The following is a 20,319-nucleotide window of genomic DNA, read 5'->3' as shown; positions in this document are numbered from 1 at the left end:
AAATAAAGAAAAATACAATAATATAGAAAGTGAGATATTTTATGTTAACAAACAAACCTACTTATTACTACTCTATTATCAGAAAAAAATTTAGCAATTCCTATTTTGCTGAAGATGAAAGGCAAGTTATTATTGGGATTGACTGTGAATATTTTGATTCTAATGAATACAGTTATGAGTCGTTAAAAAAAATATACAATTCTTTTGTAAAACAGAAAAGACTTTCCCCTTTTGCAGGACTTTTTGGGACATTTGCTTATGAGTCGATACATTTTTTTGAAAAAATTGGAAAAATTGAAAAAGAGCAGTTTAAATTTCCACAGTTTGTTTTTGCCAATGCAAAGGCATATTTACATTATTCAAAGACTAGTAAAGAATTTTCATTTTATGGAGATGAAGAAAAATATTTTAGTTTTTTAAATGATGAAATTTCTGAAAAAATTAAGGATTCTGATTTATTTTATGATATAAAAACAGATTTTGAAGAGGAACAATTACATTATTATGGAATTATTGAAAAAGCAAAGGAATATATTAAGTCTGGAGATATTTTTCAAGTTGTACTAAGCGAACAGTTAAAACTTACGTCAAATATGGATTCTCTTGATTTTTATGAAAAATTGTCAAAGGCAAATCCGAGTCCGTATATGTACCATTTTCCTACGAAATATGGGGACATTGTTGGTTCTAGTCCAGAAATACTGGTTGATATTTCATCGGATAATATTTATATTGCTCCTATCGCTGGAACTCGTCCTAGAGGAAAAGATGCCAACGAAGATGCATTTTTAGCAAACGACTTATTAAATGATGAAAAAGAATGTGCTGAACATAGGATGCTTGTTGACTTGGCTAGAAATGATATTGGGAAATTTGCAGAAAGTGGCTCAGTTATTGTAAAAAATCTTATGCATATTAAGAATTATGAACATGTAATGCACATTGTGACTGATGTTTACGGGAAAAAAAGAAAAGATGTGTCGATATTTGAAGTTATTGCTCAGGCTCTTCCAGCGGGAACGCTTTCTGGATCGCCAAAAATTCGTGCTATGCAAATCATTTCAGAACTCGAGACATTTAAAAGAAATGTTTATGCTGGCGGAATTGGATTTTTGAGATTTAATGGAGATGTTCAGCTTGCGATTATTATTCGTACTGCATTTTTTGAAAATAAAAATTATGACTTGAATAAAGTTGATGAAGTTCGAAATGTATTTATTCAAGCTGGAGCAGGAATTGTGTTTGATTCTGTAAAAGAGAAGGAATATGATGAAATTTGCCATAAAAGAGCATCTGTGCTAAACATTTTTAAAAAATTTTGTAATGAAGAAAAAAATAAAAACAATGAAAATAAAAGTGGAAAGGATGTGAAATAAATGATTTTGATGATTGACAATTATGATTCTTTTGTATTTAATGTTGAGCAGTATTTGAAGGAAATGACAGATGATGAAGTTATTACTGTTAGAAATGACGCAATTACAATTGATGATATAAAAAAAATGAATCCTAGTAAAATAATTTTTTCTCCTGGTCCAAAACATCCAAAGGACAGCGGAATTTGCCTAGAAATTTTAAATAATACTGATGAACTGGGGAATATTCCAATTTTAGGAATTTGTCTTGGACATCAGGCAATTGGAATGAATTTTGGTGGAGAAATAAAAAGGCTTGAAAATCCATTGCATGGTAAAACTTCAGAAATTACAGTTTTATCCGAGAATTCTGTATTATTTAAAAACTTGCCAAAAAAATTTAAAGTTATGAGATATCATTCGCTTTATGTTGACGATATTCCAAAAGAACTTGAAGTTACAGCAAAGTCTGAGGATGGGGTTGCAATGGCTGTGGAACACAAAAGTAAAAATATTTTTGGAATACAGTTCCATCCAGAATCAATTTTTACTGAATATGGAAAAAATATGATACGAAACTTCTTGAATATTGAAGTTTCAGAAACTTTGCAAAATGATGAAAATTCTAAAAATACTAACGAGAAAGGAAACTTTATAGATATGAATAAATATTTAAAAAAATTACAGGAAAATATTGCATTGACAGATACTGATTTTCGTGAAATCTGTAAAATTATTGACAGCAAGAATTATGACATTGTTCAACTTGGAGCCTTGCTTGTACTTATTTCAGAAAAAAGCCTTTATCCTGAATCACTTACAGCATTTGTAAAAAATATCCTGGAATACAGCACAACTTTTGAAGATGATTCTGATATGATTGATGTTTGCGGAACTGGTGGCGATGGATTCAAGACGATAAATATTTCAACAGCAGTTTCATTTATTCTAGGAGCAATGCGAGTAAATGTCGCAAAACATGGAAATCGTGCAATCTCGAGTAAAAGCGGAAGCAGTGATGTGCTTGACAAACTAGGAGTACCGCTTGAAAACTCGCTTGCAAATCAAATTGAAAAACTGCACGTAAAAAATCTTGCTTTCTTTCATGCCCCATTTTTTCACAAATTAGTTGGAGAAGTTCGAGAAGTTAGAAGCCGTCTTGGAATAAGAACTGTATTTAACATTTTAGGTCCACTGCTTCATCCAAACACAAAATTGAAATACCAATTGGTTGGACTTTACCACGAGCCTGTACACAGATTGTACGCTGAAACATTACAATTACTGGGAAGAAAGCATGCATTAGCTGTTCGAGGAAATGATGGTCTTGATGAAATAACAATTTGTGATGACACTAAAATTATTGAAGTAAAAGATGAACAAATTTTCGAATATACAGTATCTCCTGAAAGTTTTGGCTTTAAACGGGCTTTTCATTCTGAAATTGAAGGCGGAACTCCAGAGGAAAATGCTGAAATTTTGATAAAAATCTTAAAAGGCGCAGAAAAATCAGCAAAATTTGATATTGTCGTATTGAATGCAATGTTTGCACTTTATACTGCGGATGTGGTAGATCACCCTGCAAAAGCAAAGGATATGGTTTTAGAAGCAATTGAAAGTGGGAAGGTTTATGAGTTTTATAAAGATTATGTGAAAATCACAAAATAATTTTTTGGATATAATTGATAAAATTACTAATTTATATTTTTTATAGATTATAACTGATAAAAATTTAAAAAATATCTTTTTTATTAGTTGTAAGTATGATAAAATATTTATAGAGGTGATTTTATGATAGAAAGAAAAATTTATTTTGAAAAAATTAAACCCTTTATAGATAAAGATATTATTAAAGTTTTGACAGGAATAAGGAGAAGCGGTAAATCTGTAATGTTAAAATTGATTATGAAAGAATTGAAAAAAAACGGTGTTGACGAAAATCAATTTATTTATATCAATTTTGAAAATTTAAGAAATAGACATCTTTGCTATGCGGATACATTGAATGAATATATATTGGAAAAAGCAGAAAATATTCAAGAGAAATTCTATTTATTTTTGGATGAAATTCAGGAAGTAAAAGAATGGGAAAAGTGTATAAATTCATTAAGAACAGAAGATAAGCAATTCGATATTTATATAACAGGTTCCAATGCTAAACTATTATCGGGAGAACTTGCAACTTACCTTGCAGGAAGATACGTTGAAATTGAAATTTACCCTTTTTCATTTAAAGAGTTTTGCTCAATATACCAAAATATAAATAAAAATATTTCAAAAGAAGAAATGTTTGAAAAGTATGTTAAACTAGGTGGGATGCCATTTTTACATAATTTGAATTATGAAGTGGAATCAAGCATGCAATATTTAAAAGATATATATTCATCAATAATATTAAAAGATATTACTCAAAGAAGCAATATAAGAAATACTGAATTATTAGAGCGAATTATCAATTACATCGTAATGAACATTGGGAATACATTTTCTGCAAATTCAATTTCAAAATATTTTAAAAGCGAAAATAGAAAAGTTGCAGTAGATACTGTGCTAAATTACATAAAAGCCTGTGAAAACGCATTTTTGATTCACAAAGTCCCTCGTTACGAAATACAAGGTAAAGAAGTTCTAAATGTGAGTGAAAAATATTATATTGCAGACCATGGAATAAGAGAAGCAATTTTAGAAACAAACGAAAGAGATATAAATCAAATTTTTGAAAATATTGTCTATATGGAATTATTGCGAAAAGGCTATAACATAAAAATCGGAAAATTGAATAATTTAGAAATAGATTTTGTCTGTACAAAAACAAATAATGAGAAAATTTATATTCAGGTAGCATATTTACTTGCTTCTGAAGATACTATAAAAAGGGAATTTTTGCCATTTGAAAAAATTAATGATAATTATCCAAAATATGTAATTTCTATGGATAGATTTGATATGTCAAGAAACGGGATAAAACATTTGAATATTATTGATTTTTTATTGAAAGACTAAAAAGAAACTGAAAATATTTATAAATTAAAATTTTTGGAAAGAATGGTGCGAATATGATAAAAACTTTATATAAAGAAAAATGTTTGAGGTATTTTATAGCGCCTGACATAATATCTATAATTATCTTTTTATTTTATGCTCCAGTAGATCCTTTATGGATTTTGCCTGATCTCCTTAATAATACGATTAAAAATAGATTTTGGAATCTTCCTATAAGTTGGATTTTATTTAAAATAATAATTATATACTTCAGTTTTAAAAAGCTTGAAAAAATAAATAGAATTAAAGATAAAGAAAAAAGGAAAAAATATAAAATTAAATTAAAAATAATAATTTTTTTTACACATGTAATCGTGTTGGGAATTTTTATTAAATTTATTGATAAAATTATACTTTATTGAAAGGAAAAATATGGATATTTTAGAAAAAATAAAAATTAAAAGAGATATACAGCTTGTAGACGAATTAAAGTCTTTTAAGCAACCATCTTTAAAAAAGGCACTTAATCAAAAAGGAATTCAGATTATTGGGGAAATTAAGAGGGCTTCTCCATCGAAGGGAAAAATTGCGAAAGATGATTTTGATTTGTTAAAACAGGCACAAAGTTATGTGGATAAAGGAGTTTCAGCTTTTTCGATATTGACGGAAAAGGAATATTTTAAAGGGGAGAATGATTTTATAAAAGTTGTAAGGGAAAAATTTCCAGAAATGCCAATTTTAAGGAAAGATTTTATTTATACTCCATTTCAAGTGGCTCATGCTAAATTTTTGGGGGCTTCAGCGATTTTACTGATTGTGAGAATGCTGGATGATAAGACGCTTTTGGATCTTCATAAGCTGGCACAGAATTTGGAAATGGATGTTCTGGTGGAAACTCATGATGAAGAGGAAATAAGAAGGGCTTTGAAAATTCCGAATTTGGAGATTTTGGGGATAAATAACCGAAATTTGAATACTTTTGAAGTTGATATTAGAACTACGGAAAAACTGATAAATGAAATTCCAAGCGATGTTTTAAAAAATTTGACTATTGTAAGTGAAAGTGGATTTTTGTCAAAAGAGGATGTGGAGTATGCAGAAAAATTGAACGTGGATGGACTGCTAATCGGAGAGGCACTTATGAAAGGGCTTCTTTAGAATTTGATAAAATAAATATTCTGAAACAAGGAGCCAAAAATCCTTGGGGAAATAAAAAACTTAGGTTGTTAAACTGGTCTTAGAAAAATAACTTTAAATTTATGGGAAGGAAAAAAATTGGAGAAAAAAGAAAATAATGTGGCAACTGATGATTTCACAGAAAATACTACTAAATTAAAGGTTTGTGGAATTAAAAGCATTACTGAAATTAATGAATTGAAAACTTTGGATATTGACTATTTTGGATGTATTTTTGCAGAAAGTCAAAGGCAAGTGGATAATGAACTTGCGGCTAAAATTACACGGATTGCACATAGGCATGGGAAAAAGACTGTTGGGGTATTTGTAAATGCGATGATTGAGAATGTTGTAAAAATTGTTGAAGAAACAGATATCGATGTCATTCAGCTGCATGGAGATGAGTCAGTGGAATATTGCATGGAACTTACTCAAAAATTAGAAAAATTGTACGAAAAAAATTGTTTTAGAAAACGAAAAAACTTCCCTGCTAAAACGAAGCTTTGGAAAGTTTTTGGCGTGACTGATGAACTTCCGAATATTGCTGACTACAAGCCATATATTGAATACCCTCTATTTGACGCAAAAGGAGAAAATCGTGGGGGAAATGGAATTGTCTTTGATTGGAGTATTTTAAAAAAATTAGATAAGTATTCATTTGTACTGGCTGGAGGGCTGTCGATTGAGAATATTCAAAAAGCGCTTGAGTACAAGCCTGCCATTTTGGATATAAACAGCAAAGTTGAAGTTAACAATAGAAAAAGTAAGGAATTAGTTGAAAATGTTGTAAATTTGGTAAAAAAGAAATAATAATTTAAAAAGATTGATATGAAAGGAAAAAAATATGGAAAATAAACATTTTAATGAAAAGGCATATTTTGGGCAATTTGGCGGACAATTTGTACCTGAAACTGCTATGTTTGCTCTATCGGAACTGGAATCCGAATATGAAAAGCTAAAGAATGATAAGGAATTTTTTGAAGAATTTGATAATTTGCTAAAAAATTATGTTGGCCGTGAAACTCCGCTCTATTATGCAAAAAATTTGAGTGAACATTATAACCATGATATTTACTTGAAAAGAGAAGACTTGAACCATACTGGTGCTCATAAAATTAATAATGCGCTTGGGCAAGTTTTACTTGCTAAAAAAATGGGAAAGAAAAAAGTTATTGCTGAAACTGGGGCTGGACAGCACGGAGTTGCTACTGCTACTGCGGCCGCTCTATTAGGTTTGGAGTGTGACGTTTACATGGGAGCTATTGACATTGAACGGCAAAAATTAAATGTTTTTAGAATGGAGCTTTTGGGAGCGAGAGTTATTTCAATTGAAGATGGGCTTAAAACTTTGAAGGAAGCGACAACTGCGGCTATTCAGTCTTGGGTTGCAGAGATAGAAACTGTGTTTTATGTAATCGGATCTGTTGTAGGACCTCATCCATATCCGACTATCGTGCGTGATTTTCAGTCAATTATCGGTTACGAAGCAAAAGCACAGCTGGAGGAACTTGGAAAGCATGCTGATCACGTAATTGCCTGTATTGGTGGCGGAAGTAATGCTATTGGTATTTTTAGTGCATTTTTGGAAGACAGCTCAACAAAACTTTATGGAGTCGAAGCTGGAGGATATGGAATTGACACAGATATGCACGCTGCCACATTGACACTTGGAAAACCTGGAATTATCCACGGAATGAAAACTTATGTTCTTCAAAACAAATACGGACAAATAAGCCCAGTTCACTCAATTTCCGCTGGACTTGACTATCCAGGAGTAGGTCCCGAACATTCACATCTATTTGATACAAAAAGAGCAACTTACGCACCAATTACTGATGATGAGGCAATGAAGGCACTAATGCTTGTTACAAGAAAAGAAGGTATTATTCCAGCAATTGAGAGTTCCCATGCGTTAGCCTATCTTGAAAAATTATGTCCTGCACTTTCTAAAGACAAGAGAGAAACTATCATTGTAAATGTGTCTGGGCGTGGAGATAAAGATATGCATACTGTTTTTTCTGTACTAAAAGATAAGCAAACTGACGGAAAAAATGGAATTTATGAGTTAAATGGAGGTTTAGAAAATGAGTGAAAAAAATTTAGATAAGAAAATTATTGATATTTTTAGGGAAAAAGAAAAAGTAAACATTGGTTATATTGTCGCAGGCTATCCAAGTGTTGATTTTACAAAACAATTTTTACAAAATTTGGACAATACAGCTCTTGATATGCTTGAAATCGGAATTCCCTATTCTGACCCTCTAGCCGATGGAAAATTGATTTCACACGCTTCATTTCTTGCTTCAGAAGCTGGAGTTACTACCGATACAGTCTTTGACTTGTTAACAGAAGTAAAAAATGATATTTCAAAACCTCTAATTTTTCTAGTTTATTACAATTTAGTCTTTGCTTATGGAATTGACGAATTTATCAAAAAATGCTGTGAAACTAATATTAAAGGAATAATTATTCCAGACTTACCTTACGAAGAAGCCTTTGAAATGTCAGAAAAATTAAAGGAAAACAATATCGCTCTTATCCCTCTTGTAAGCGTTACTTCTGGAACCAGAATGAAAAAAATTATTTCTCAAGGAAACGGCTTTATTTATGCAATCGGATCTCTTGGGGTAACAGGTTCAAAACAAGTTGATTTACCACGTTTGGAGTCTTTTATTAATGAAATAAGAGAAGTTTCAGACTTGCCAGTTTCATTAGGTTTTGGAATAAAAACTAATGACAATGTGAATACGATGAGAAAATATGCAGATGGGGTGATTGTTGGAACAAGTATTGTTGAGTTTACACAGAAAAATGATGTGGATTATGTGATTCAAAAAATTAATGAACTGTTTAAATAGATATTTATACTAAATCCCGTTTAAAAATAGGAATAATTTTTTAGATATTTTGATTAATAAATATTTTTTCATTTTTATTTTCGTAGAATTACTCATTATTTAAATGGGGTTTAGTATTAATAAAGATAGTTAGAAATGACTATCTTTTTTGTAATATTGACTAAATTAAAAAAATACCCCTAAATAATATCAAATATCTAGGAATATTTTTTATTTCAATTATGACAATCTATTTCTAAAGTCCTCGTATCCGAACTTTCTAATAACCTCAACTCCACCTTTTTCTGTATAAACTGCAATCACAGGCAAATTTATCCCATTGAAAGTATTCGTCTTTACCATACTGTAATGTGCCATATCAGTAAAAATAAGTTTATCTCCTACTTTTACAGGTTCATCAAAGGAATAATCTCCAATTACATCTCCAGCAAGGCAAGTAGGCCCTCCCAATCTATAAGTGTATTTCTTTTCATTTGGCATTCCTGAGCCAAAAATAAATGGACGGTATGGCATTTCGATTACATCAGGCATATGACACGAAGCTGAAGTATCCATTAACAATATATCCATCTCATTTTTTGTAATATCTAAAACTTCTGAAACTAAAAATCCCGTATTCAGAGCAACCGCTTCTCCTGGTTCTAAATACACTTCCACATCATATTTTTCTTTTATATAATTTATACATTTTACAAGTTTTTCAATATCATAATCTTCTCTTGTAATATGATGTCCCCCACCAAAATTAAGCCATTTCATATTATGTAAATACTTTCCAAATTTTTCTTCAAAAATTTTTAATACATTTTCAAGGGCATCCGAATTTTGTTCACAAAGTGCATGAAAATGAAATCCATCCAATCCTTCAAGTTCATCTTCCTTAAAATTTTCAAATGTTACTCCAAATCTTGAAAATCTTCCCGCTGGATTATAAATCTCAGTTTCAACTTCTGAAAATTCTGGATTTAATCGAAGTCCACAGCTAATTTTCTTACCATTTTTTTCTCCAAATTCCCTTACTCTACTCTTAAATTTTTTCCATTGATTAAAAGAGTTAAAAACAATATGATTTGTTATTTCCATTATTTCATCAAACTCGTCTTCTCTGTAGGACGGATTAAAAATATGTGTTTCCAATTTTTTGTCAGGATTTTTTAACTCCATTTCCTCATACCCAAGTCTTGCTTCAAATAGTGAGCTTGCAGTAGTTCCATTTAAGTATTCACTAATTAACGGATAGAAATAGAACATCGAAAATCCTTTTTGTGCAAGCAATATTTTACATCCTGTTCTATCAATTACACTTTTTAATGTTTCAAGATTTCTTTTTAGCAGCCTTTCATCAACTATAAAGGCTGGTGTTGGCAAGTTTGTTATATCCATATCCAAATATTTGTTTTTTGACATTTTTTATCATCTCCTTTTATACTCTATACTTTTTATTAATATTATAATTCAAATATATCTAAAATTTATTCCTTATTATATCACACTTTTCTTAAAATCTAAAAAAAAGATTATCCTAAATTTAATTTTTTAAGATAATCAATTTTTATTTTATCAAATTGTTAATTCTAATCTGTTCGCAGTGCTTCCATTGGCTCCAATGCAGCAGCTTTTTTCGCTGGATAAACTCCAAAAACTAATCCTATCATTGTCGAAACAAATATACACACAAACACTATAACTGGACTTAATATTGGCGATGTCTGTATAAACATGCCAACTAAAAGTGCTAATGAATATCCAATTACAACTCCAATTATACCACCAAAAAATGTCAAAATGACAGCTTCTATCAAAAATTGTATAAGAATGTGTATTGTTTTGGCTCCAATAGCCTTTCTTAGCCCAACTTCCCTTATTCTCTCGGTAACACTTACAAGCATTATATTCATAACTCCGATTCCACCTACAAATAACGAAATTGCAGCAACTCCACTTATGAAAAGTGAAAGCATGTTTAGAATGTTATTAAATTCATCCAAACCTTGACTTGTTGAATTTACATTATAAACATTAGGCTCACTTCCTCTTGTCTTCATTTTTTCTTTTACAATTTCCATTATTCTAGCCATTTCATTGGCATCAGTAGTTTTTACCTGCAAAGCTGTATATTTATTCTGCTCATTTCCTTCTAAATGATTTAAGTAATTATTTGGCAGGAGCCCCATTGCAGGCATCTGATCTCCACCTCCTAGACTTGCATACGGATTTTTAAACACTCCAACGATTGTCACTATCTGACTATTTTTTCTAAAATTTAAAGTCAATTTCTTTCCTATAGGATTTTCGCCAGGAAATAACTGATCTGAGGTTGTATTGTCAATTATTACGTATTTCCCATCTTTTCTATATTCATTTGGCAAAAATTTTCGTCCTTTTATTATTGTGTAATTTGAAATCTTAAAATAATCTTCTGTTACTCCAGTTCCAGTAAACATCTTATCTGATCCATCATTTGAAGATAATCTTGCAAAAGTGCTGGAAGTAGGAGTAACTGCTTCGACACCTTCTATACTCTTTAATTCCTTAATATCTTTTTGGGTAAGCAAATCCTGTGATTTATAAGTCTGTCCTGGAGAAGTGTCAATTGATATTTCAAAGTTTGATACTCCTAGCTTATTCAAATCTCCAGTAATATTTTCCTTAACTCCTGCTCCTAATGAAGACATCATTATAACCGAAGATATCCCTATTATTATTCCAAGCATTGTCAAGAAGGAACGTACCTTATAGCTAAATAAATTTGATACTGATAATTTTAGCAATTCCATAAAATCCATTTACACTACACTCCTCTCCGATGCTGAACAATTTCATCCTTTTCTATTACACCGTCTTTTAATCTGATAATTCTTTTACAATGCTCTGCCACATCTTCCTCATGCGTAACCATTACTATCGTTGTTCCGTTATCGTTCAATTTTTTAAAAATTTCCAAAACCTCTTCTCCAGATTTTGAATCTAGATTTCCTGTTGGCTCATCTGCAAGAAGTATTTTAGGATTGTTTATTATCGCTCTTGCTATTGCCACTCTCTGTCTTTGTCCCCCTGACATCTCATTCGGCTTATGATGAATTCTTTCACCAAGTCCCACACTTTCCAATGCTTCAGTTGCCCTTTTTAGCCTTTCAGCTTTCTTTACTCCTGCATATAAAGCTGGAAGAGCCACATTTTCAACTGCCGTCATCTTTGGAAGTAAGTTAAACGTTTGGAATACAAACCCTATTTTTTTGTTTCTTACTTCAGCAAGTGCATCTCCTTTTATAGTTGAAACATCTTGATTATCCAATATATAAGTTCCAGAGGTAAGGCTGTCAAGACAACCTAAAATATTCATAAGAGTAGATTTTCCACTTCCAGAAGGTCCCATAAAGGCCACATATTCCCCTTCACTTACAGAAAGATTAAGCCCTTTTAAAACTTTTAATTCCATACTTCCATTTTTATATATTTTTACTATATCGCTCACTTTTATCATAAAAATTTACCTCTAAAGTTTATTTTTCTATCTTGGTGGTGGTCCACCAGGTCCTCCACCTTTTCTTGATTGTTTTTCTTCCTTAAACATTACACCATTAGGAGCTACTTTCTGTTTTGACGGATCGGCAATTTTTATTTTTTGTCCATCTTTCAATCTTTCATCCGCAACAGTGATTACTCTTTCTCCCACTGATATACCAGATTCCACAGCATAAAATGTATCATCATTCATTCCAACTTTAATTTCTCTTTTTGAAACTTTATTACCTTTTCCTACAACAAAAGCATAATATTTACCATTTTCATTTATAACTGAACTATATGGAAGTCTTGGTACATTTTTACTTTCTTTGTAAAAAATAGTCGCTGTTATCGTAGCACCAGGCTTCAATCCCTTAGTTTCATTTATCTGAATTTTTACAGTAGTGTTACTTTCATCAAGAGACGAACTCTTTTCAGCCACTCCAGAAATTTGCAAAACAGAGCCTTCTATTTTCTCTCCGTCCGGCAATGAATCTGAAGTAATCTCAACTCTTTGCCCAACTTGAATATTTTTTACCTCATTGTCTGAAAGATTTACCTCTACCCTCATGTTTGTTGAATCCGATACTTTAAATAAAGTCGTTTCAGTATTTACACGATAATTTTCATCTGCAGTCATTTCTGTAATAACACCATCAACTGGACTTGTTATTTCATCTTTTATAAGTGCCAGATCTTCTTGTAATGTTGCCAATTCTAATTTTGCTGTTTTTAATGATGTTCTTGCATCTTCAATACTCGCCTTCTGCTCACTGTCAACTGTATCCAAATCTAGTCTTGAATTTCTTAGAGCCTTTCTTGCATCATCTACATTTACCCTTGTTTCCCCACCAACTTTATATAGCTCTTCTGCGTTATGCAAATCTCTTGATTTTTGTTGAATTTCTAAACTTTTCGACTCTTTTTTTCTTCTAAGTGAACCTTGAGCATCAGCTATATTTCTTTCATATTTTTGAATTTCCAAAGTTTTCATTTGTATTTTTCTCAAAGTTTCATTTTTATCAACTGGATAAAATGTCAGCACTACATCACCTTTTTTCACATTATCTCCTTTTTTAAAGAACACTTTGTTTACTCTTTGACTTGAAGTTGTAAATACTGAAACCGCATTATCTGACACAACTTGTCCATTCTTTGAAACTGATAACGAAATATCTCCCCTATCAACAGTTGTCACTTCATATTCAGACTCAGCTTCTTTTTTTCCACATGAAACTGTAGCAAATAATATTACAGCAAATATTGTCATAAATTTATAAAAATAATTTTTATTTTTTGACTCTTTCCTCTTTGATTCAATAGTTTTAGCTATTTCAGAAAATTCTGTATTTATTTCCACAAAATCACCGCTTTCCTAATTTTCGTTTTTATTTTTCATATTAATAATCTCTATTTATAATATTTTATTTTTTTAGTAAATGCCGCAAGTTCATTTTTGGCTGTTTCATAATCTATTACAGCTTTCTTGTAGTTATTCCGTTTTTCCACATAGTTGGAATATGTATCGACTCCCAACTCGTACTTCTTAGCATAAATTTCATATTCTTTTTTCTTAATATTCATTGTATTTTGTGCTGTTAATTCATTTGTCTGATAGGTTGTGTAAGTTATCATCTGCTGTCCGGCATTTGACACCAGTTCATTTTTTTTCTGTTCATATTGTAATCTCAATTTATCTGCTTCATTTTTCAAATCTTCAACAGTATCATTGTATCTTTTAAAAGTTTTTGACACAGATAATCCGACAACAACAGAATGATCCTTTAAGGAATATCCAATATCTCCTGATAATTTAGGATACTTATAGTCAATATTTTCCTTTCTTAACTGTTCATTGTTCAGCTGCGAATTCAATTCTATTGTTTCAGCTTCTGAGAGTCTAAGAGCATAAAAATCATCCTTTTTCAGTTCAATTTTTTTCAGGTCATCAAGCTTCTCTTTTTCAGGTAAAGTTACATTGTAAACTGTAAATCGTTCTCCTAAAATTTGCAGTTCCCGACCAAGATTTTCATATTTCAGCTGAGAATTTTCATATTCTGTTTTTGCTAGTTCATAATCATACTGTGATGCTGTCCCCAGCTCATATTTTTTAGCCTGAATAGCATAATCTTTTTTAGTATCTTCTAAGGTAAGCGCTTCCTGTTCAATTTCCTTCTGTTTATTCTTATAATTTTTATATAAATCAATCAAATCACGTATTTCAGAATTTTTAGTAGTTTCATCGTTAATTTTCTGTATATTTCGTGAAATTTGATTAGTTTTTTTATTATAATTTACATCACTATATCCAAAATAATCGTTTAATGTTTTAGAAATACCAATTTTATTTTCTGTAAGCTCACTACTTCTAAAATTATATTCATTTCTGTAATAAAGCATTCCATACTTTACATTATTTTGCATAGTTAGTCCATTTGCTGCTCCGTGTAATGTATAATTATTATCTGAAGTTACACTGACTTCATTCCATTCCCCATTTTTCAAAGATTTCTCTTTTATATCAAACTTTCTCATATTTTTTTCATTAATTTTTGTCGTATATGAATTTTTTTCATACTGAGAAATCAAATCATCCACATTAACTGCAAAACTTATCGCACTAAACGTAAGTAATGCTGATAAAATCTGTATCTTACTATTTTTAAAATTCAAAAATATCCCAACCATGTAATCTCCTTTCTTATAGAATAAACAGCTTATTTCTTATCAAAATTTATTATAACACTTATTTCATAGAATATCATTTTTTTTTGACAAAATTATGTCATTTTCAAATTATTTTATTCTTTTTATTCTTAAAATCTAACACATTTATAAAATTTCATTTGTTAATAAAAAATTGTAATTAATACTAAACTCCGTTTAAATAGCGAATTTATTATAGACTTTTTCCAAGAGGAATAGCAACCTATTTTTCTAAATAATTATAGTAAAACTAGTTTAAAACAGAACTCAAAAATTATGACTATTTTACTCAAACCTTAAATTATATAATTTCTATCAGTTCAATTTTAAATGGGTTCGAGTATAAAATATAATTTTTGCTTTTTAAATGAGAAATAGCATTCTCTTAGATATTAAAATAAAATAACATAAAAATGATGGATTAAAGACAGATATAGCCAAAATAAAATTACCATATTCTTATCAATATCAAAAAATGGGTATATTAAGTTAATACCCATTTTTAAAATTTATATTTTTATCCTCTACTTTCAATCATTTTTTCAACCAAGTTTCTAGCATGATCTCCGATTCTTGTAAAGTGAGATACAACATCTATATAATAAAGCCCTGATTTTATGTCACATTCTTGTTTGCTTACACGGCTTATATGTGCTTTTCTTACTTCCTTCTCCTTTGCGTAAAGTTTGTTGTGTAAATCTACTACTGCAAAAGCTTTTTCTGAATCATTGTTTTTAAGAGCTTCTTCAGCCGTTTCAATGATTTGTTTTGAAATTAAGTATAATTTTTGCACTTCTTCATGAGCTGTTTCAGTAAATACTAATTTTTTCTTAATTTCATACCGTACATCTCGTACAATTCCAATCGCATGATCTCCTATACGTTCTACATCACGGCACATATCAAGATACATGCTGATTTCCTCTCCATCTTTTTCAGTTATATGTTCTTGTGACAATGAAGTTAAATATTTTGTAATTTCTTGATCAATATTATTTATTGCTTCTTCTCTTTTCTCAACTTTTTCCGCTAATTTTTCATTTCTTTCATGGAAAAATTCAACTGCTCTTCCTAAGCTCTTTAATGCTATTGAAATCATTGAAAGCATTTCCTGTTTTACCTGTCCTAATGCAATTGAAGGTGTGTAAATCAATGCTGAATCTAAATATTTTGGTTTATGTTCAACTTGATCTTCATCTTTTTCCCTAATCAATTTTACAACAACGTATTCCAAAACTCTAATGAATGGAAATAATAAAATTGTTGTCATAACATTAAATGATCCGTGTGCAAATGCTATTGTCACTTTTGGATTCAAATGCAGAATCTCCGCCATTTTTTGTACAAACATTGTAAACGGCGACAATAAAATCATAAAAATTATTGTTCCTATAACATTAAACATTGTATGTGACAAAGCAAGTCTTTTTGCTGAGGTATTTGCTCCTATTACTGCAATTATCGCTGTTATTGTTGTTCCTATATTGTCTCCAAAAAGTACAGGCAATGCAGCTTTTAATGTTATAAGATTTTCCTGATACACATTTTGTAAAATACTAATTGTAGCACTTGAAGCCTGAACCAGCATTGTAATCATTGTTCCTATAAATACTCCTAAAACTGGACTATTACTTAATTTTATTGTTAATTCTGTAAATGCCGGTAAATGTTTAAGTGGCTCCATTGCACTCGACATCAACGTCAATGCAAAAAATATTCCTCCAAAACCAAATAAAATTCTACCCAAATTATTTATGAAATTATGTTTTACAAAAAACAGACATGCTGCTCCTAAAAATAATATTGGCAATGCATAATGCGTTATATTGAATCCAATTATGAAAGTCGTAATTGTTGTACCAATATTGGCTCCCATAACAATTCCAATAGCTTGCCTTAAAGTCAGAAGCCCTGCTCCAACCAGCCCTATCGTAATAACCGTTGTTCCTGAACTTGATTGTATCAAAGCTGTTACCAGAATTCCAACTAGAACCCCTAAAAATGGTGATGTGGTATATTTATCCAAAATATATCTAAGTCTATCTCCAGCTGCCATTTGAAGACCATCCCCCATATATTTTATACAAAATAGGAATAGTCCCAGTCCACCCAGGAATCCAAACGCCATCTGCTGATAGTTGATTGCACTAACTGCTACTCCGTTCATCAAATCAATCCTCTCTTTTAGTTTTTAATTTATTTAGATTTCTTTCTCAAATATACTTATATCATATTTTTTCTAAATTTGCTATTGTTTTTTATAGATTTATATAATTTTTTTCATTTCATTTGTTACAATAATAAAGAATCAAAAATTTCAAATAAATAATAAAAATCTTGTAAAATCATTTGACTTAGCCTATTTTTTTTTGCTATAATAAATTTAATAAGATAAAAAGATTATAAATTTTAGGAGGAATGTAAAAATGAAAATCGTAGTTTTCGATGCGAAACCTTATGACATTGAATTTTTTGACAAATGGAATGAAAAATTTGGGGCGGATATTACATATTTTGAAGAAAAATTAAGTTTAAAAAATGTAATGCTTACGAAATATCAAGATGTTGTCTGCACTTTCGTAAATGATGACTTAAATGCAAAAGTATTAAATATACTTTCAAAAAATGGTGTAAGAGTTATTGCCGCAAGATGTGCTGGTTATAACAATATCGACTTAAAGGCTGCCCGTGAAAACAGAATTACTGTTTTAAGAGTACCTGCCTACTCACCATTTGCTGTAGCTGAACATTCACTAGCTCTTCTTATGTCAGTAAACAGAAAAACTCACAAAGCCTATAATAGAACAAGGGAAGGTAACTTTAGTTTAGCAGGATTAACTGGAATGGATTTGAACGGAAAAACTGCTGGAATTATAGGAACTGGTAGAATCGCAAGAATTTTTATAAAAATTTTAAATGGACTAGGAATGAAAGTTATTGGTTATGATAAATTTCCTAATGAACAAGCCGCAAAAGAAGAAAACTTCACTTATGTAACATTAGATGAAATATTTGCAAATTCTGATGTAATTTCATTACATTGTCCATTATTCCCTGAAACAAGACACATAATTAACAAAGAAACTATTGCTAAAATGAAAGACGGGGTTATCATCATCAATGCCGCCAGAGGTGGATTAATTGATACTGAGGCTCTCGTTGAAGGATTAAAAGACAAAAAAATCGGCGGAGCAGGACTTGATGTTTATGAAAATGAAAGCAGCTATTTCTTCGAAGATGAATCAGCAAGCGTACTGGAAGATGATTTACTAGCTAGATTATTATCATTTAACAACGTTGTTTTGACTTCTCACCAGGCATTCTTAACAAAAGAAGCATTAGATAATATTGCCGAAGCAACATTTAACAATATTTTATCTTACGTAAAAGAAGAACCATTAACAAACGAAGTTTGGTACAACGAAGAAACTGGTAAAGTTGTTGAAGGTTTGAGAAAATAACTATAACCTAAAATATAAAAAAATTTTTATTTTCTAAAAACTTAATGAGAGGCTGTTTTAAAAAGCAGCTTCTTTTAATATTTTCCTAAAAATACTTAAAGTCTCAATTCAAAAGATTTTTTGTATTATATACTCAAACCTATTTTAAATTAAACTGCTAAAATTATATAATTTATGGTTTGAGTAAAATAGTCATAGCTTTTGAGTTTAGTTTTAAAAATTTATTTAATTAACAATTGTTTTCTTTTTTTCTTGAAAAAAATTTTATTTGTAATTAAAGATAAAAATTTAAATGTATAAAGAAAGGTTTAAAAATATGGATTTATTTGAAATAAAAAAACAAAACGAAATAAATGAAATTAACATTGAAGAAATTAGGAGGCATCTTTGACATTGAAAATTTAAAAAATGAAATTGATAGCTTGGAAAAAAAGACATTTGAAGCAGATTTCTGGAACAGTGAGAATAGTCAAGAAATATTGAAGACTATTAGTGCAAAGAAAAAGTTGCTTGAAGAATACGAGAAATTAAATGGGCTTTTTGAAGATGTTTCCACTATTATTGAGTTTATTGAGATGGGGGACAATTCGTTTGAAAATGAGCTTGAACAGAAGGCACAAGATTTGACAAATGAAATTGATAATTTTAAGACAAAATTACTTTTAGATGAAGAATATGATATGAATAATGCGATTCTTACAATAAATTCAGGGGCTGGTGGAACTGAAGCTTGTGACTGGGCTGAAATGCTTTACAGAATGTACGACAGATGGGCAAATCGGCATGATTTCAAAGTTGAAATCCTTGATAGCCTAGCCGGAGAAGAAGCTGGGATAAAAAGTGTAACATTAAATATAAAAGGGAATTATGCTTATGGATATTTAAAAGGGGAAAAAGGCGTTCACAGGCTTGTCAGAATTTCTCCATTTGACTCTAATGCTAGAAGGCATACTTCGTTTGCTGCAGTTAATGTTACTCCAGAAATAGAAGATGATGTTGAAATTGATATTCGTACAGAAGACTTGAAAATTGATACTTACAGGGCAAGCGGTGCAGGCGGACAGCACGTAAACACAACAGACTCAGCCGTTAGAATCACTCATATTCCTACAAACACAGTAGTTACATGCCAAAATGAACGTTCACAGCTAAAAAACCGTGAAACTGCAATGAAAATATTAAAATCAAAATTATTCGAGCTGGAACTGGAAAAGCGTGAGAAGGAAATGGCGGAATTAAAGGGAACAGAATCAAAAATCGAATGGGGAAGTCAAATCCGTTCGTATGTCTTCCAACCTTATAAAATGGTAAAAGATCACAGAACAAAGGCAGAAGAAGGAAATGTGGAAAAAGTTATGGATGGAGACATTGACTTATTTATAAACGAATATTTAAAATATGCTAAATCATAATAATATGTTTAAAATTTAAAATAATTTTACTTACAATAACTAAAAAAATTGAAAGGATTAGAGTATGAAAAAAACTAGATGTCCATGGGCAAAATCTGAAAATGACATTATCTATCATGATACAGAATGGGGAGTCCCTTCCCACGATGATAGTTATCTTTTTGAAATGCTGATATTAGAAGGTTTTCAGGCAGGACTTAGCTGGAATCTTATTTTGAATAAAAGAGAAAATTTTAGAAAGGCTTTTGATAATTTTGATTATAAAAAAATTGCAAAATATGATGAAAATAAATTGGCTGAACTGGCTCAAAATGAAGGAATTGTGAGAAACAAATTAAAAATAGCTGCTTCTGTTAAAAATGCCCTTGCATTTATGGAAGTACAAAAGGAATTTGGCTCATTTGACAAGTACATTTGGAATTTTACAGATAACAAGCAAATTATCAATAACTGGAAAGAAATATCAGAAGCACCTGCTACTACAGAATTATCTGATAAAATCAGCAAAGATTTGAAAAAACGTGGCTTTAAATTCGTTGGCTCTACAATCGTTTATTCTTTCTTACAGGCAATCGGAATAGTTGATGACCACTTAATCAGTTGTCCTTATAAAAAATCAGCTAAATAATTAAAATATAGTTTTTGCTTTTTTAATAACATAAATTGCAATATTAATTGCGACATTTTAACAATTTTTTATCGTAAGGGCATCAAACGCCATGCCCTTACAACCCCGCTTATCGAATTTCAATTTTCCAGCAAAAGACAAAACTCGCTTTTAACAAAAATTATTTTAATTTTCATAAAGTTATTGTGAATTCAAATAAAGTAGAAAAGCTCAAACAAGTTGCCTTTTACTGGA

16 protein-coding genes are annotated in these 20,319 nt (G+C 30.4%); 10 read left to right on the top strand and 6 right to left on the bottom strand.

What is annotated here, in order from left to right; translation table 11 throughout:
- The first annotated feature begins 41 nt into the window (after window positions 1-41).
- The 7 genes from ACEG17_RS00680 to trpA all read left to right on the top strand — a co-directional run bounded on the left by ACEG17_RS00680 (window position 42) and on the right by trpA (window position 8,371).
- Complete coding sequence (locus ACEG17_RS00680; protein WP_372582165.1) at window positions 42-1,376, top strand: anthranilate synthase component I family protein; 1,335 nt, start codon at window positions 42-44, stop codon at window positions 1,374-1,376.
- Window positions 1,377-3,023, top strand: a complete 1,647-nt coding sequence (trpD, locus tag ACEG17_RS00675) for an anthranilate phosphoribosyltransferase (RefSeq protein WP_372582164.1) — start codon at window positions 1,377-1,379, stop codon at window positions 3,021-3,023.
- Window positions 3,024-3,146: 123 nt separating this feature from the next.
- Entirely contained in the window at window positions 3,147-4,358 is a 1,212-nt protein-coding gene (locus ACEG17_RS00670; protein ID WP_372582163.1) for an ATP-binding protein, read from the top strand.
- Window positions 4,359-4,769: 411 nt separating this feature from the next.
- The gene (locus ACEG17_RS00665; RefSeq protein ID WP_372582162.1) at window positions 4,770-5,495 is read left to right on the top strand and encodes an indole-3-glycerol phosphate synthase TrpC; all 726 of its coding nucleotides are present in this window, start codon (window positions 4,770-4,772) and stop codon (window positions 5,493-5,495) included.
- Window positions 5,496-5,612: 117 nt separating this feature from the next.
- The gene (locus ACEG17_RS00660; RefSeq protein WP_372582161.1) at window positions 5,613-6,323 is read left to right on the top strand and encodes a phosphoribosylanthranilate isomerase; all 711 of its coding nucleotides are present in this window, start codon (window positions 5,613-5,615) and stop codon (window positions 6,321-6,323) included.
- 34 nt (window positions 6,324-6,357) lie between these two features.
- The gene (gene trpB, locus ACEG17_RS00655) at window positions 6,358-7,605 is read left to right on the top strand and encodes a tryptophan synthase subunit beta (protein ID WP_372582160.1); all 1,248 of its coding nucleotides are present in this window, start codon (window positions 6,358-6,360) and stop codon (window positions 7,603-7,605) included.
- Window positions 7,598-8,371 (top strand): tryptophan synthase subunit alpha, encoded by a 774-nt coding sequence (gene trpA, locus ACEG17_RS00650; protein ID WP_372582159.1) that lies wholly within the window; start codon window positions 7,598-7,600, stop codon window positions 8,369-8,371. Before trpB ends, trpA begins: the two co-directional genes overlap by 8 nt.
- A 219-nt stretch (window positions 8,372-8,590) precedes the next feature.
- On the opposite strand, the gene nspC is transcribed toward trpA, so the two are convergent.
- The 6 genes from nspC to ACEG17_RS00620 form a co-directional block, all read right to left on the bottom strand.
- Window positions 8,591-9,778: a carboxynorspermidine decarboxylase gene (gene nspC / locus ACEG17_RS00645; protein WP_372582158.1), complete on the bottom strand. Its 1,188-nt coding sequence runs from the start codon at window positions 9,776-9,778 to the stop codon at window positions 8,591-8,593.
- 167 nt (window positions 9,779-9,945) lie between these two features.
- A complete protein-coding gene (locus ACEG17_RS00640) occupies window positions 9,946-11,157 on the bottom strand; it encodes an ABC transporter permease (RefSeq protein WP_026746091.1) in 1,212 nt (403 codons plus the stop codon).
- 5 nt (window positions 11,158-11,162) lie between these two features.
- Entirely contained in the window at window positions 11,163-11,855 is a 693-nt protein-coding gene (locus ACEG17_RS00635; protein ID WP_021743878.1) for an ABC transporter ATP-binding protein, read from the bottom strand.
- Window positions 11,856-11,882: 27 nt separating this feature from the next.
- Window positions 11,883-13,238 carry an efflux RND transporter periplasmic adaptor subunit gene (locus tag ACEG17_RS00630; RefSeq protein WP_372582157.1) on the bottom strand — a complete coding sequence of 452 codons (1,356 nt, stop codon included), beginning with the start codon at window positions 13,236-13,238 and terminating at the stop codon, window positions 11,883-11,885.
- A gap of 50 nt (window positions 13,239-13,288) precedes the next feature.
- Entirely contained in the window at window positions 13,289-14,566 is a 1,278-nt protein-coding gene (locus tag ACEG17_RS00625) for a TolC family protein (protein ID WP_372582156.1), read from the bottom strand.
- A 535-nt stretch (window positions 14,567-15,101) separates the two neighbouring features.
- Window positions 15,102-16,751: a Na/Pi cotransporter family protein gene (locus ACEG17_RS00620; protein ID WP_372582155.1), complete on the bottom strand. Its 1,650-nt coding sequence runs from the start codon at window positions 16,749-16,751 to the stop codon at window positions 15,102-15,104.
- A 259-nt stretch (window positions 16,752-17,010) separates the two neighbouring features.
- On the opposite strand from ACEG17_RS00620, the gene ACEG17_RS00615 reads away from it, so the two are divergent.
- From ACEG17_RS00615 to ACEG17_RS00605, 3 genes are all read left to right on the top strand, one after another.
- Window positions 17,011-18,045 (top strand): 2-hydroxyacid dehydrogenase, encoded by a 1,035-nt coding sequence (locus ACEG17_RS00615; protein ID WP_299573396.1) that lies wholly within the window; start codon window positions 17,011-17,013, stop codon window positions 18,043-18,045.
- 316 nt (window positions 18,046-18,361) lie between these two features.
- A protein-coding gene (gene prfB, locus ACEG17_RS00610; RefSeq protein WP_299573358.1) for a peptide chain release factor 2 occupies window positions 18,362-19,457 on the top strand; the annotation gives its coding sequence in 2 pieces (ribosomal slippage) (window positions 18,362-18,433 and window positions 18,435-19,457; 1,095 coding nt in all).
- 64 nt (window positions 19,458-19,521) lie between these two features.
- Complete coding sequence (locus ACEG17_RS00605; protein ID WP_299573361.1) at window positions 19,522-20,085, top strand: DNA-3-methyladenine glycosylase I; 564 nt, start codon at window positions 19,522-19,524, stop codon at window positions 20,083-20,085.
- Window positions 20,086-20,319: the final 234 nt, after the last annotated feature.

The sequence above is a fragment of the Leptotrichia hongkongensis genome, assembly GCF_041538065.1.
Classification (GTDB): Bacteria; Fusobacteriota; Fusobacteriia; order Fusobacteriales; family Leptotrichiaceae; genus Leptotrichia; species Leptotrichia hongkongensis.
Note: the sequence above shows the minus strand (reverse complement) of the source record. Positions and strands in the feature narration are given on the sequence as shown.